This is a genomic window from Streptomyces sp. NPDC104307 (assembly GCF_055584045.1).
Window position 1 is genome coordinate 410,211 of sequence record NZ_JBVJMU010000001.1, and the last position, 13,878, is coordinate 424,088.

Annotated in this window: 10 protein-coding genes; 4 read left to right on the forward strand and 6 right to left on the reverse strand. The window is 72.3% G+C overall.

Going from position 1 to position 13,878, the window contains the following annotated elements:
• Positions 1-30: 30 nt before the first annotated feature.
• Positions 31-2,232, reverse strand: coding sequence for an alpha-galactosidase (locus tag ACZ601_RS01550; protein WP_469531926.1), 2,202 nt, complete (start codon positions 2,230-2,232; stop codon positions 31-33).
• 200 nt (positions 2,233-2,432) lie between these two features.
• Here ACZ601_RS01550 and ACZ601_RS01555 point away from each other — a divergent pair, with 200 nt between their 5' ends.
• Positions 2,433-3,620 carry an ROK family transcriptional regulator gene (locus ACZ601_RS01555; RefSeq protein ID WP_469531928.1) on the forward strand — a complete coding sequence of 396 codons (1,188 nt, stop codon included), beginning with the start codon at positions 2,433-2,435 and terminating at the stop codon, positions 3,618-3,620.
• A gap of 42 nt (positions 3,621-3,662) precedes the next feature.
• Here the strand turns inward: ACZ601_RS01555 and ACZ601_RS01560 are convergent, their stop codons facing one another.
• Positions 3,663-4,430 (reverse strand): NPP1 family protein, encoded by a 768-nt coding sequence (locus ACZ601_RS01560; RefSeq protein ID WP_469531930.1) that lies wholly within the window; start codon positions 4,428-4,430, stop codon positions 3,663-3,665.
• A 414-nt stretch (positions 4,431-4,844) separates the two neighbouring features.
• On the opposite strand from ACZ601_RS01560, the gene ACZ601_RS01565 reads away from it, so the two are divergent.
• Positions 4,845-7,271 carry a glycoside hydrolase family 95 protein gene (locus ACZ601_RS01565; protein ID WP_469531931.1) on the forward strand — a complete coding sequence of 809 codons (2,427 nt, stop codon included), beginning with the start codon at positions 4,845-4,847 and terminating at the stop codon, positions 7,269-7,271.
• 75 nt (positions 7,272-7,346) lie between these two features.
• Here ACZ601_RS01565 and ACZ601_RS01570 read toward each other — a convergent pair whose 3' ends face one another.
• Genes ACZ601_RS01570 through ACZ601_RS01580 form a run of 3 tightly spaced genes read right to left on the reverse strand, consistent with a single transcriptional unit; the run spans position 7,347 to position 11,037 of the window.
• Complete coding sequence (locus ACZ601_RS01570; protein WP_469531933.1) at positions 7,347-9,485, reverse strand: xanthine dehydrogenase family protein molybdopterin-binding subunit; 2,139 nt, start codon at positions 9,483-9,485, stop codon at positions 7,347-7,349.
• Positions 9,482-10,474: an FAD binding domain-containing protein gene (locus ACZ601_RS01575; RefSeq protein WP_469531935.1), complete on the reverse strand. Its 993-nt coding sequence runs from the start codon at positions 10,472-10,474 to the stop codon at positions 9,482-9,484. Before ACZ601_RS01575 ends, ACZ601_RS01570 begins: the two co-directional genes overlap by 4 nt.
• Positions 10,471-11,037, reverse strand: coding sequence for a 2Fe-2S iron-sulfur cluster-binding protein (locus tag ACZ601_RS01580; protein ID WP_440578132.1), 567 nt, complete (start codon positions 11,035-11,037; stop codon positions 10,471-10,473). Before ACZ601_RS01580 ends, ACZ601_RS01575 begins: the two co-directional genes overlap by 4 nt.
• A gap of 198 nt (positions 11,038-11,235) precedes the next feature.
• Between ACZ601_RS01580 and ACZ601_RS01585 the strand changes: the two genes are divergently transcribed.
• Together ACZ601_RS01585 and ACZ601_RS01590 are read left to right on the forward strand one after the other, a co-directional pair.
• The gene (locus ACZ601_RS01585) at positions 11,236-11,847 is read left to right on the forward strand and encodes a TetR/AcrR family transcriptional regulator (RefSeq protein WP_469531936.1); all 612 of its coding nucleotides are present in this window, start codon (positions 11,236-11,238) and stop codon (positions 11,845-11,847) included.
• A 28-nt stretch (positions 11,848-11,875) separates the two neighbouring features.
• Positions 11,876-12,283 (forward strand): TOBE domain-containing protein, encoded by a 408-nt coding sequence (locus tag ACZ601_RS01590; RefSeq protein WP_440578130.1) that lies wholly within the window; start codon positions 11,876-11,878, stop codon positions 12,281-12,283.
• Between the two features lie 24 nt (positions 12,284-12,307).
• On the opposite strand, the gene ACZ601_RS01595 is transcribed toward ACZ601_RS01590, so the two are convergent.
• On the reverse strand, positions 12,308-13,828 hold the full coding sequence (locus tag ACZ601_RS01595; protein WP_469531937.1) for a PucR family transcriptional regulator: 1,521 nt from the start codon (positions 13,826-13,828) through the stop codon (positions 12,308-12,310).
• Positions 13,829-13,878 lie beyond the last annotated feature (50 nt).

Genomic DNA, 13,878 nt, shown 5'->3' on the forward strand with positions numbered 1-13,878 from the left:
CCCCACCCGGGCCGGCCGGTGCGCCGCCGGTCAGCTCGCGGCGACCTGCGCCGCGACCTCGATCAGCAGGGCCTGCCCCGGGTTGAGCGTCGGCATCGGCAGCCCCGCGCCGGTCAGCACGGTGCCCGGCACCGGGACCCAGCCGTCGAGCGCCGCCGTGCACCAGCGGGGACCGGCGACCTGGTGGAGGGCGGGCAGCCCCGCCTCCGTACGGATCCGGACCCGGTAGGGCCGGCCGGGGGTGAGGCCGGGCAGCCGGACCCGGCCGGACTGCCCCGGCACCGAGGTCTCCGTGCGCGCCCAGCAGTACAACGCGGCGCCGGCGTCCGGTGCGACCACGCCGTGCAGCTGGGTCGCCTCGTCGTCCAGGTCCGCCCTGACGACCCGTCCACCGTGCAGGAGACCGCGCAGCTCCTTGTACAGCGCCACCCACCGGCCCAGCGCCGCGCGTTGCTCCGGGGTGCGCGCGGTCAGGTCGTCCTCAATGCCCGCGTGACCGAACAACGCGGTGATCAGCCGGAACGAGTCATCGGTGACCCGCCCCGTCGTATGGCTGCGCGGGCCCCCGACATGGGCGCCGATCAGCTCGGGCGGCAGCAGCTGCGCCGTCCAGCGCTGGATCGACTGGCGCTCCACCGGGTCGTTGCAGTCGGACGCCCAGACCCGGTCCGTACGGGCGAGGACGCCGAGGTCCACGCGTCCGCCGCCGCTGGAGCACGACTCGATCTCCAGCGCGGGGTGGCGCGCCCTGAGTTCGTCCATCAGCCGGTACAGGGCCGCCGTCTGGGCGTGCACGCCTGGCCGGTCGGCGCCGGGCGCGCCGCGCCGCACCGCTTCGTGCAGGTCCCGGTTGTGGTCCCACTTGAGATAGTCGATGCCGTACTCGGTGACGAGCGCGTCCAGCCGCTCCAGCAGATGGGCGAAGGCGCGCCCGTCGGCGACGTTCACCACGTACTGGTGGCGGGAGCTGGGGCCCACCCCGGCGGACGGGCCGAGAATCCACTCGGGGTGCTCGCGGGCCATCCGCGAGTCGAGGTTCACCATCTCCGGCTCCACCCAGAGCCCGAACTGCATCCCGTGGCCGTGCACCCGGTCCGCCAGCGGGGTCAGCCCCTCGGGCCACACCCGAGGGTCCACCGTCCAGTCACCGAGTCCCGCCGTGTCGTCCCGGCGGCCGAGGAACCAGCCGTCGTCCAGGACCAGTCGCTCCACCCCGACGGCGGCCGCGGCATCCGCCAGCGCCAGCAGCCGTTCGGGGCGGTGGTCGAAGTAGACCGCTTCCCAGGTGTTCAGGGTCAGCGGCCGGGGCGACGACGGGTGGCCGGGGCGGGCGCGGAGCATCGTGTGGAAGCGGCCGGCCAGCCCGTCCAGGCCCTCGCCGGACCAGGCGAAGAAGCACTCGGGCGAGGTGTACCGGTCGCCCGGGGCCAGCCGGATCTCGCCGGGAGCCAGCAGTTCCCCGCCGCCGAGGACTCCCCCGTGCACCCCGGCGCCCTCGGGCAGCCGCTCGGCGAGCCAGCGCTGGTTGCCGCTCCACCCCACGTGCAGGGCCCAGACCTCGCCGGTACGGAACCCGAATCCGGGCACCCCGACCGTCAGGAGGTGCGGCGCGTCCACTCCGGGCTTGCCCCGGCGCACCTCACGGACATGGCCGGCGAACGCCAGCCGGCCGCGCTGCGGGGAGCGTTCGCGGCACCACTTCCCGGTGAAGTCCAGGATCTCCTGGGCCCGGTTCGGCAGCGGGAGCAGCGCGGTGGTGGCGGCGAGGTCGTACGGGACGGCGGCGGCGGTGTCGGATTCTCGCCGGGCCGGGCACGAGACGCTGGTGCGCACGCCCAGGACGCCGGACGGGTCCAGCCGGTAGGTGAGGGTGATGTCGATTGCGGCGTCGGTGTCGTGGAGGGCGATGGCCAGTTCGCCGGGGCTTTCCTCTGCCCCGGTCAGCACGACCCTGGGCGCGGTGGCCGTCCCGGACCGGTGGCCCTGCTGGGCGGGAGTGCCCAGCCAGCCGTCGGCCTCGGTGGGCCAGACCGTGAACTGACGCGGTTCGTCGGGGGCGTTGTTGAGCGTGGCGGCCTCCGCCGTCATCCCGAGGGCCGCGAGACCGTCGCCGGTCAGCTCACCGAGGTCCTCACCCCAGTGCAGGACACGCGGCAGCGGAGCGCGGAGTTCGACGACGAAGCTCACCCCGGCCGCCCGCAGATGAGCGATCCGGGTGGTGGTGCGGGTCATGGCATGTCCTCTCGGAACCAGCGGTGCGGACGCGGCTCCGCTCGGCCGCCGCCTGCGGCGAGCGCGCGGCGAATGTAGCGAGAGTTTCCTTCCAACGTCAATATATTCAACACCGGTCCAGGGCCATTTCCCCGCCCATGGGTGTTCCACGCCCTCGGACGCGCCTGCCTTGCTTTCGGTCAGAAGGTAATCTCCACGAGGTGAACCTCTCCCGGCAGCCGCCGTCCGCCACCCTCGTTCTCCAGGCCCTGCTGACCCAGGGTCCGTTGACCCGGGCGGAGCTCGGACGCCGTACCGGACTCTCCTCCGGGGCGATCACCAAGGTCTCGGCACCGCTGCTCGACGACGGCTGGATCACCGAGCTGGGCCCGGCCGGTGACCGGCAGCCCGGCCGCCCGGCCACGCTGGTGGCGGTACGGCCGGAGCGGGCCGGATTCATCGGCATCAAGATCACGTCCGACGAGCTCATCGGCATGCTCGTCGACCTCACGGCCGCACCGTTGGCCACCCGGCGGACCCCGCTGCGCTCACGGGACGTAGGCACCGTGGTCAGGGCCGTCGCCCAACTGGTCGGCGCCCTCCGCGGCCAGGGCGCGAAAGGGGCGGGCGAGTCCGGTCCGGCGGTGCACAGCGTCGGCGTGACGGTCTCCGGCGATGTGGACGGGCCGGGCGGAACGGTCCGTTACTCGCCCTTCCTCGACTGGCACGGTGTCCGGCTCGCCGCACTGGTCGAGGAGGCCACCGGCATCGCGACGGTGATCGACAACGACGTCCGGGCGCTCACCGTCGCAGAGCAGTGGTTCGGTGCCGGGGTCGGGCTCTCCTCTTTCGCCCTGGTCACGGTCGGCGCGGGAGTGGGATGCGGGATATCCCTCCACGGACGGGTGGTCTCCGGGGCGTACGGGGTCTCCGGCGAACTGGGACACCTGCCCGTCAGCGGTACGGAACGGGTCTGCACCTGCGGAAACACCGGCTGCGTCGAGGCCGTCGCGTCCACCCAGGCCATCGTCGACCAGGTACGGGAGCAGACCGGGGACGGAGCTCTCTCCCTCTCCGGCGCCGTGCGTCTGGCCAGGTCCGGGGATGCCGCCGCCCGCGAGGTGTTCACCCGGGCGGGGCGGGCGCTGGGGCTGGGAATCGCCTCGGTGGCCAACCTCATCGGCCCGGAGCGCGTCATCATCTCCGGCGAGGGCGTGGCGGCGTACGACCTCTTCTCCGACGAGATCCGGCGGACCTTCGCGGACCAGGCCTTCGGCGCCGCCGCCGGGTGCGAACTCCTGGTGCGGCCACTGCCGTTCGAGGCGTGGGCACGCGGTGGCGCGGCGATGGCGGCCCACCGGCTCCTCGCCCCGCTCCCCGGCCGGTACGGCGGTGCGGTGCGGCACTGACCCGCACCGCACCGCCCCGCCGTACCGGCCCTAGCGGTCCCGTCAGGCGTTGGGATCGAAGGGGATCCCGGCGGGCATCGCCTTCTGGAGGTGGCCCGCGAGGTTCCCGTCCTTCAGGCCGAAGACCGCACTGCCGAAGTCGGCCTGCACCAACTTGTCCCGGATGCCTTCGGGGTAGCCGTTCCAGCCGACGAGATCGGGGAACTGCCACTGGTGGTAGTGGTTCTCGGGCGGCTCGTCGCCGGTGGTCGCGGGACGGAAGCAGTGTGTACCGATCCCGTCCTTGTGATAGACGGCCTTGGGGTGGGTCCCGTCCCACTGGATCTGATCGCGGCCGTAGACGCTGAAGCCGCCGTGGGCCGAAGTGGACACGTACTTCGCCTCGTTGTCCTGCACCCAGACCACGACGTGCTCCCAGTCGTGGCGGTGCCCGCCGAGACCGCTGCCGGCCACGGCCTGGTCCTTCTCGAAGTAGAGGCCGTAGATGATGGCGAACCAGCCGTTGTTGCACTTGGAGCGCGCGTAGCCGTTGGTGTTGTCCAGGTCCCAGGAGTCGTGGCAGCTGCCGTTGACGGCGCCGGTGGTCTTCAGTCCGGGGGCGACGGTGCCGTCGGGGCCGATGGCGGGGGTCGGATAGCAGCCGTCACCGTCGTAGTCGTAGGCCGGCTGGAAGGTCTGTTCCAGTCCGTCCGCGTTCGCGGGCAGAGCACCCGGTACGTCCGCGAAGGCACTGCCCGGCGAGGCCAGGACCAACACCCCGGCCGCGGCCAGCACCAGTGGTACGTTGCGGATCCGTCGTCTGTTCTTCACTGCTTCCTCCTGGTCGAAGCGGGTGGGGCCGCACCATGCGATGTCATGCCCATGCCGATACTCGGGGAACCTCGAATTCCTGCCGGGTACGGGGGATTTCGCGGCGGTGACAGCTCGGCCAACGGCCCGGCCCACCACCGGGCCCAGTCGCTCCGGGCGAGTTCTCCGGGCGGTTGCGCTCCACTGCCGCGACACCTGGCCTGAGACGCTTTTTTTCTTGACAGAGGAAATTAACTCCCCTACCTTTCCGGCCATGTCATCGACCAGCCTCGTCGAGGCGATCGCGTCGGACTCGGCCGTCGTGCGCCGCATCTAACGACCTGTCTCTCCCTCACTCCCCCGCCACCCCGTACGACCGGCGCTCCGCCGCACTGTTTCTCCCCGCCCGTCACCCGCACCGGAAATGGAGTCACCGTGAACGACCAGCACCCGCACCCGCAGCCGCCCGCGCAGCCGGAGCCCGGTCACCCGAGCCGCCGCCGCCTGCTCACGCTCGCCGCGGCCGTGGGTTCGGCCACCACCCTCGGCGCGCTGCCCGCCTTCGCCGCCACGCCCGCCCCGGAGCGGCCCGCCGCGGCCCCGCCGCGCGCCCCCGGCCGGGCCACCGAGATGTGGTACCGGACGCCCGCCTCCGCCGACTCGATGATCGAGCAGGCCCTCCCGGTGGGCAACGGCCGGCTCGGCGCGCTCGTCGGCAACGACCCCGCGCACGAACTGCTGCACCTCACCGACGCCACCCTGTGGACCGGCGGGATCAACGACCAGCTGGACGCGGACGGCCAGTTCCCTTACGGGCGTGAGGACTTCGGCAGCTTCACGCTGCTGGGCAACGTGTCCGTCGACATCCCGGACCACGAGCTCTCCGCGGTGTCCGGCTACCGCCGCGGTCTCGACCTCGCCCAGGGCGTCATCACCTCCCGCTACACGCGCTCCGGTGTGACGTACGAGCGCAGCGTCCTCGCCAGCCGGCCGGACGACGTCGTGGTCATCCGGTTCAGCCAGCGCGGCGGCGGCCACTACACCGGCACGCTCGCGCTGGACGGCACCCACGGCGAGACCACCACGGCCGACGGGCGCAGGGCGGAACTCTCCCTGGCGGCCTCGTTCGGCAACGGGCTCCGCTACGGGGCGGTCGTCCTGGCGCACAGCCGCAGCGGCAAGGTGTCCACGGACGGCGGCCGGATCACCTTCACCCGGTGCGCGGACCTCACCGTGGTGATCAGCGGCGGCACCGACTACGCCCCCGACGCCGCCAAGGGCTACCGCGACCCGGGGCTCGACCCGCTCGCCCTCGCGCGCACCAAGGCCCGTGACGCCGCCGCCGTCTCCGCCACCGTTCTGCTGCACACCCATGTGGCCGATCACCGGGGGCTGTTCGACCGCATGACGCTGGACCTGGGCGCCTCCACACCGCAGCAGCGCTCCCTGGACACCTGGGACCGGCTGCGGGCCCGTACAACGGAGGGTGATCCCGATCCCGAACTGGAGTCTCTGTACCTCCAGTTCGGCCGCTACCTGATGATCTCCGGATCGCGGGGCGGGCTGCCGGTCGCCCTCCAGGGCCTGTGGCTGGACGGCAACGACCCGGACTGGATGGGCGATTACCACACCGACATCAACATCCAGATGAACTACTGGATGGCCGACCGCGCGGGGCTGTCCCCCTGCTTCGACGCGCTGACGGACTACTGCCTCGCCCAGCTCCCGTCCTGGACCGAGCTGACGGGCAGCCACTTCAACGACCCGGCCAACCGCTTCCGCAACTCCAGCGGCAAGGTCGCCGGCTGGACCGTGGCGTTCTCCACCAACATCCACGGCGGTCTCGGCTGGTGGTGGCACCCCGCCGGCAACGCCTGGCTGTGCAACTCCCTCTGGGAGCATTACGAGTTCACCCACGATCTGGCGCATGTGGCGCGGATCTTCCCGATGCTGAAGGGTGCCTGCGAGTTCTGGGAGGCACGGCTGCTGACGACGACCGTCACCGACGCCGCGACGGGCGAGCGGCGCGAGGTCCTGATCGCGGACAGCGACTGGTCCCCCGAGCACGGACCGCAGGACGCGAAGGGCAACACCTACGCCCAGGAGGTGGTACGGGACCTCTTCCTGCACTTCGAGGAGGCGTGCGCGCTGCTCGGCCGCGACGCGCGGTACGGCGCGGCCGTGGCGAGGATGCGGAAGCGGCTGTACCTGCCGGAGGTCAGCCCCGAGACCGGCTGGCTCCAGGAGTGGATGTCCCCGGAGAACCTCGGCGAGACGGAGCACCGCCATCTGTCACCGCTGATCGGCCTCTTCCCCGGGGACCGGATCAGGGCGGGCGCGGTCTCCGACGAACTGCTGGCCGGCGCCACCGCACTGCTCACGGCGCGCGGCATGGAGAACTTCGGCTGGGCCAACGCCTGGCGGGCGATGTGCTGGGCACGGCTGAAGAACGCCGACAACGCCTACCAGCTCGTGGTCAACAACCTGCGGCCCTCGGTCAGCAGCAGCAATGGCACCTCGGCGAATCTGTTCGACATCTACCAGACAGGCCCGGACCGGGGGATCTTCCAGATCGACGCCAACTTCGGTACCCCGACGGCCATGATCGAGATGCTCCTGTACTCCCGGCCCGGCCACATCGAGCTGCTGCCCGCCCTGCCGGCGGCGTGGGCGGGCTCGGGGTCCGTCACCGGACTGGGCGCGCGTGGCGGCTTCCTGGTGGATCTGAGCTGGCGCGACGGGAAGGTGCGCGAGGCGCGGATCCGCAGCGTCGGCGGCCGCAGCACCGAGGTCAGCTGGCAAGGCGTGACGCGGCGGGTGGAACTGCGGCCCGGCCACTCGGTCACCCTGCGGAAGTTCTGACTCCGGTTCCCCGTCCCGTACGGCGGCGGCGTGACCTCTGCCGGTCACACCGCCGCCGGGAGCGGCGTCCGCCGCTCAGGCGCCCCTGGCCTCCTCCGCCGCGCGCAGGACGCGGTCGGGGCGGATCGGCAGCTCCCGGTGACGGACGCCGGTCGCGTGCCACACCGCGTTGGCGATCGCGGCGGCGACGCCGACGACACCGATCTCACCGATGCCCTTGATGCCGATGGGGTCGTCGGGAAGGCGGTCGTCCACCCAGTCCGCCTCGATGACCGGCACGTCGGCGTGCGAGGCGAAGTGGTAGCCGGCGAGGTCGGCGCCGACATGGCCGCCGGAGGCCTGGTCCCTGATCGCCTCCTCGTGCAGGGCCATCGACAGCCCCCAGGTCATCCCGCCGATGAACTGGCTTCGTGCGGTGAGCGGGTTGACGATGCTGCCCGCGGCGTAGATGCCGAGCAGCCTGCGTACCCGCACCTCGCCGGTGGTGATATCCACCGCCGCCTCCGCGAACTGCGCCCCGAAGGAGTGCCGTTCCAGCTGCGGGAGGGTGCCGATGACATCTGCGGTGTTCGACCTGGCGGTGATTCCCTCCGGCGGGATGCCGCCGCCCAGCGCCAGCCGCTCGCGCACCTCGCCCGCCGCCAGCATGACCGCCCAGGCCCAGGAGCGGGTGCCCATCGAGCCGCCTGCGATCATCGCCGGCCCCAGGTCGCTGTCCCCGATCCGCACCTGGACGCGGTCCGGGTCCACCTCCAGGGCCTCCGCGGCGACCAGGGTCATCGCGGTCCTGGCCCCCGTGCCGATGTCCGCCGCGTTGATCCGTACGGTGAAGCCTCCGTCCGGCTCCGCGGTCACGGCCGCGGTGGACGGGCTGACTCCCGAGGGGTAGGTGGCCGCGGCCGTTCCGGTCCCGGTCAGCCAGCGTCCCTCGCGGCGCACGCCGGGGCGTGGGTCCCGGTCCGCCCAGCCGAACCTGCGGGCCCCCTCCTCGAAACAGGCGACCACGTTGCGGCTGCTGAACGGCAGCCCGGAGACGGGCCCGGCCGAGGTCTCGTTGCGGACGCGCAGCGCGATCGGGTCCACGCCGCACTTCTCGGCCAGTTCGTCGAGCGCCGATTCGACGGCGAAGGACCCCGGCGCCTCGCCGGGTGCGCGCATCCAGGTCGGGGTCGGCACGTCGAGCCGTACCAGCGCGTGCTGGGTGTGGTGCGCGTCCGCGTCGTACAGGACCCGCCCCAGCACGGCACTCGTCTCGACGAACTCGTGCACGGTCGATGTCAGGCTCTGCGACCGGTGGTCGAACACGCGCAGCCGGCCGTCCGGGTCGGCGGCGAGCCTGACCCGCTGCGCCGTGGGGCTGCGATACCCCACCAGCGAGAACATCTGACGCCGGGTCAGTACGACGCGTACTGGCCGCTGGAGAACGGTGGCCCCCATCACGGCGGCCACCTGATGGGGGCTCAGCCCCTTGGAGCCGAAGGCGCCACCGACGTGCTCGGACCGCACTCGTACGGCTGACGGGTCGAGGGAGAAGACCAGCGCGAGCTCGGCGGCCACCCAGGAGCTGCCCTGGTTGGAGTCGACGACGTCGAGCCGGCCGTCGTCCCAGCGGGCGGTCGCCGCGTGCGGCTCCATCGAGCTGTGGTGCTCCTCCGGAGTGGTGTACGCCTCGTCCACGACGAAGGCGGCCGCCGCCAGTTCGGCCTCCAGATCGCCCTTCGCCGTCTCGGCCTCGGCCATCACACCGCTCGGCGGGGTGTACGCACCGGGGTGGCCGGCGAAGAACGCCACGTCGTGCGGCTCCTCGTCGTAGCGGACGACCAGCGCCTCGGCCGCCTCCCTGGCCTGCTCGGACGTCTCGGCCACGACCATCGCCACCGGCCAGCCCACGAAGGGCACCCGGTCGTGCTGGAAGAGCCCGATGACCGGGTTGGGCCGTCCCAGCATGCCGACGTAGTCGGTCTCGACGCGCGGTGCGTTCCCGTGGTGCAGCACCGTGAGGACTCCGGGCATGGCCAGGACGTCGGCGTCCCGCACCTCACGGATCCGGCCCCGGGCCACGGTCGAGAGCACCAGCCAGCCCTGGGCGAGGTCCGCGAAGGGGATCTCGCCGGCGTAGCGGGCCGCTCCGGTGACCTTGTCGCGGCCCTCCACCCGGGTACGGCCGGAGCCGACGGCCCCGGTGAACGCCGCACTGTCGGTCGTCGTGGTCATCGGGCTGCCTCCTCGGCGAGTTCGCTCAGCACGGCCACCACGAGATTGCGCGTCAACGTCACCTTGTATCCGTTCTCCGGGAGCGCCTCGGCCGCCGCCAGTTCGGCGTCCGCAGCGGCGGCGTACGCCTCCGCGCTCGCCGGTCCGCCGGTCAGCGCCCGCTCGGCGGTGCGGGCCCGCCACGGCCGGGAAGCGACCGCCCCGAACGCGAGGCGCACCTCGGCCACCGTCCCGTCCCTGACATCGAGCGCGGCGGCGATGGAACCGACCGCGAAGGCGTAAGAGGCGCGCTCGCGCACCTTCCGGTACCGGGAGTACGCGGCGACCGAGGCCGGCGGCAGCGTGACACCGGTGATGAGGGCGCCGGGCGGCAGGGCGGTCTCGATGTGCGGGGTGTCTCCCACCGGCGCGTAGAACTCGGCGATCGGCAGCTCACCGGGCCCGTCGGCCGTCTCGTACGAGATGACGGCGTCGAACGCCGCGAGCGCGACCGCCATGTCCGAGGGGTGGGTGGCCACACAGTGCCCGGAGGCGCCGAGGATCGCGTGGTTGTGGTGCTCGCCCGCGATGGCCGGACAACCGCTGCCGGGGACCCGCTTGTTGCACGGCTTGGCGAGGTCGCTGAAGTAGCCGCAGCGGGTGCGCTGGAGCAGATTCCCGCCGACCGTGGCCATATTGCGCAGCTGTCCTGAGGCGCCCGCCAGGAGTGCCTGCGCCAGTGCCGGGTAGTGACGCCGCACCTCGGTGTGGGCGGCGAGATCGCTGTTGGTGACGGTCGCGCCGATGCGCAGTCCGCCGTCCGGTGTGAACTCGATGGTGTCCAGCGGCAGTCCCTGGACGTCGACGAGGAGTGCGGGGCGCTCCACACCGGCCTTCATCAGGTCCACCAGGTTGGTGCCGCCGCCGAGGAAGCGGGCCTCCGGGTCCGTGCCGAGCAGCGCCAGCGCTCCGGAGACGTCGTGGACGCGCTCGTAGCCGAATTCCCTCATGCGAGCGGCTCCTTGACCCCGTCGGCACAGGTTGCGGAGGCTTCCGCGGCCTGTGCGACCGCCCGCACGATCGACACATAGGCGCCGCAGCGGCACAGGTTGCCGCTCATCCGCTCGCGGATCTCCTCCGCGGTGAGGGCGGGCACCCCGGCTTCTGGCCGGACGTCGTCGGTCACGGCGCTCGGCCAGCCCGCCGCGTGTTCCTCGATCACCGCGAGGGCGGAGCAGATCTGCCCCGGGGTGCAGTAGCCGCACTGGTAGCCGTCCAGGTCGAGAAAGGCCTGCTGGACCGGGTGCAGCCGGTCGCCGTCGGCCACCCCTTCGATGGTGGTGATCGCGCGCCCCTCGGCCGCGACCGCCAGTTGCAGACAGGCCACGGCTCTGCGCCCGTCGAGCAGTACCGTGCAGGCCCCGCACTGGCCCTGGTCGCAGCCTTTCTTGGTGCCGGTCAGATCGAGGCGCTCGCGCAGGGCGTCGAGCAGGGTGGTGCGGTGATCGACGGGCAGCGTGTGCTTTTCGCCATTGATGTTCAGGGTGATCGCACTGGACGTCGATGGGGCCATGATCAGCCTTCTTTCGCGTTGCTGATGCGCGTCGTCGAACGAGACCGGTCCCGGCGGACGGTCCGGGGGATGCGAGGAGTGGCTTGAACGGCCGCTAAGGTAAGGCTAAGTGGACAGCTGTCCGCCAGTGATCAAACCTAGTGGACAGCTGTCCGGTTATCAAGAGCGGCCGTGGCCGTGAACCCGAAAGGAGGACCTGTGCAGGACGGGAAGAACGCCCCGTTGCGTCCGGACGCGCAGCGCAATCGCGAACGCATCCTGGAAGTCGCGCTGGCCGAGCTGACCCTGGCCGCGGACGCTCCGGTGAGCGTGATCGCCAGGAAGGCCCGCGTCGGGCAGGGGACGTTCTACCGCAACTTCCCCGACCGGGAGGCGCTCGTCCTGGAGGTCTACCGTTACGAGATGCAGCAGGTGGCCGACTCCGCCGCCCAGTTGCTCCGCACCCACGATCCCGACCGGGCCCTGCGCGAGTGGATGGACCGGCTCGCGCAGTTCGCCATGGCCAAGGCGGGTCTGGCAGAGGCGCTGCGCACGACGGTCAGCCGGCAGGGCGGCCTGGCCCGGCTGGGTCACGGCCCGGTGACCGCGGCTGTCACGCTCCTGCTGGACGCCAACGAGCGGGCCGGCACCATCCGTACGGGGCTGACCCCGGAGGACTTCCTGCTCGCCATAGCCGGGCTCTGGCAGATCGACCCGCACGGCGACTGGCAGCCGCGTGCGGCCCGGTTGCTGGACCTCGTGATGGACGGGCTGCGGGCAGGCGCGTCCGGCGGGCACGGTACGGCTCCGGACCCCGCGAGCCCCGCCTGATCCGGACGAGAGGCACTAGAGTGCGCCAGTGCCCTCGTACAGCATTGGCCAGGCCGCGGAGCTGCTGGCCGTGAGTCCGGAGACCGTTCGCCGCTGGGCCGACGGTGGCCAGCTCGCGATGGACCGGGGCGGTTCGGGCAACCGGGTGATCGACGGTGTCAGCCTCGCGTGCTTCGCCACGGAGCGTGCCGCCGGCCTGCATCCGGTACCCGGGGAGGTCCTGACCTCGGTACGGAACTCGTTCGCCGGGATCGTCGTCGCGGTGACGGCCGACGACGTGGTGGCGCAGGTGGAGATCCAGTCGGGGCCGCACCGGCTGGTGTCCCTGATCAGCCGCGAGTCCGTCGATGAACTCGGCCTGGCGGTCGGGGTCATGGCCACGGCCCGGGTGAAGTCGACGAACGTCCACATCGACCGGCCGGGCAGCCGGGGCTGATCCCCGGCCCCGGCTCGTCGCCGGTCAGCGGCACATCAGTGCGGCCTGCAGGTCGAGCCGGTGGTCGAGGCGCGACAGATCGCGGCCGGTGAGCTGCTCGATACGCCGGACCCGGTAGTGGACCGTGTTGACGTGGAGGTGAAGTGCCTCGGCGGCGCGGGCCCAGGAGCAGTTCTGCGCGAGGAAGACTTCGAGGGTGTGCAGCATCATGCGCTGCGAGGCATTGTCCCCCTCGGTCAGCGCGCCCAGGGTCCGGGCGCTGAAGACCTCGCGGACCTCTCCGGGGAGTCCCGCGAGCAGCGTGCGCAGGGTGGTGAGTTCGTCCACCGAGGTCAGTCGGGCCGCTGCGGGTGCGGTGGTGCGGGACGCCGTCAGGGCGTAGCGCGCCTGTACGAGGCTGCCGTGCAGTTCTTCCGGACCTGCGGCCGGGGCGCCGAGCCCGCCGTGGAGCGTCGCGTCGGGGTGGCAGCCGTCCAGTACGGGCCACAGGGCGCGCAACAAAGCCTGGCTGTCCCCCGGTTCGCCTTGGACGACGGCCACGGCCGCGCCTTCCGTGAGCCTGCCGACGGCGAAGGGGCGCTCCGTGTCGTGGTGCAGGGCCTCGCTCAGGGCGTCCGCCGCCGCGTTCGCGTCGTCCTCATGGGCCTGCCGGGCGGTGAGGACCTGATAGGGCCCCCGGTCCGAGAGGCCGCAGCCGTGGAGCGCGGTGCGAAGCGATGTCCCGTCGGTGCCCGGGGCGTCGATCAGTGAGACGAGCTCGTCGCCCTTGCGGCGTGCCGCGTTCTCCGCGGGGGCGGCGCGGTGCCGGTGCTGCGCGAGCACGTCGGCTATCTCGTGCAGCACGCGGGGCGGCGCCCCGGCCGTGTCGGGGACGTACAGGTGCCAGACGTCGTAGGGGGATCCCTCCGACTCGACGCGCAGCGTGACCCCGGCGGGCCCGTGCAGGCATTCCGCGCCCCGTCGCGCGGTCAGCGGCGGGGCGGACGGGGTGCGCGCGAGGGTGCGCCCGGTCGCGCTGAGGAGGTAGGCGGGCGGGGTGCCCAGGTGGGCGAAGGCCCGGTCGAGCAGGGTGTCCGGGTGCGCGCCGGCCGCGAGCAGGGCGCTGAGCTCGTTGCGTACGTTCTCCGGGGTCGCGTAGTGGTGCGTGGGGCGGCGGCTGAGATCGCCCCACTGCCGCAGGTAGACCGCTTCGGTGATGGCCCGGAAGCTGGTGCGCGCGGGGACGGCGACGAGGGTGACCCCGTGCGTCCGGCAGGCGTCGACCAGGACACCGGGCACGGTCCCGTGCGTCTCCTCGCCCGCGAGCAGGGCCACGGCTCCGGCCGTCCGCAGCGCGGTTACGAACCGCTCGGCCTTCTCGGGCCCGTCGTCGGGGCGCCACCACACCAGTCCGCTGAGCACGATCTCCCCCTGCTGGAGGAAGCGCGCCGGATCCTCCAGGTCGGTGGCGGTGACCCCGCTGATCTCCCGGACCGGCAGGGGCTCTTCGCCCCACAGCAGGGTGAGGCCGAGCGATTCGAGCTGGAGAAGGTGTTCGACGTGCATGGTGTGGCTCCTTGCGCGACTGCCGGGTCCGGGCCCCGACATCTCACATT

Coding starts and splice junctions, on each gene's coding strand:
- ACZ601_RS01550 (WP_469531926.1), bottom strand. CDS start 2,232: ATGACCCGCACCACCACCCGGATCGCTCATCTGCGGGCGGCCGGGGTG.
- ACZ601_RS01595 (WP_469531937.1), bottom strand. CDS start 13,828: ATGCACGTCGAACACCTTCTCCAGCTCGAATCGCTCGGCCTCACCCTG.
- ACZ601_RS01580 (WP_440578132.1), bottom strand. CDS start 11,037: ATGGCCCCATCGACGTCCAGTGCGATCACCCTGAACATCAATGGCGAA.
- ACZ601_RS01575 (WP_469531935.1), bottom strand. CDS start 10,474: ATGAGGGAATTCGGCTACGAGCGCGTCCACGACGTCTCCGGAGCGCTG.
- ACZ601_RS01570 (WP_469531933.1), bottom strand. CDS start 9,485: ATGACCACGACGACCGACAGTGCGGCGTTCACCGGGGCCGTCGGCTCC.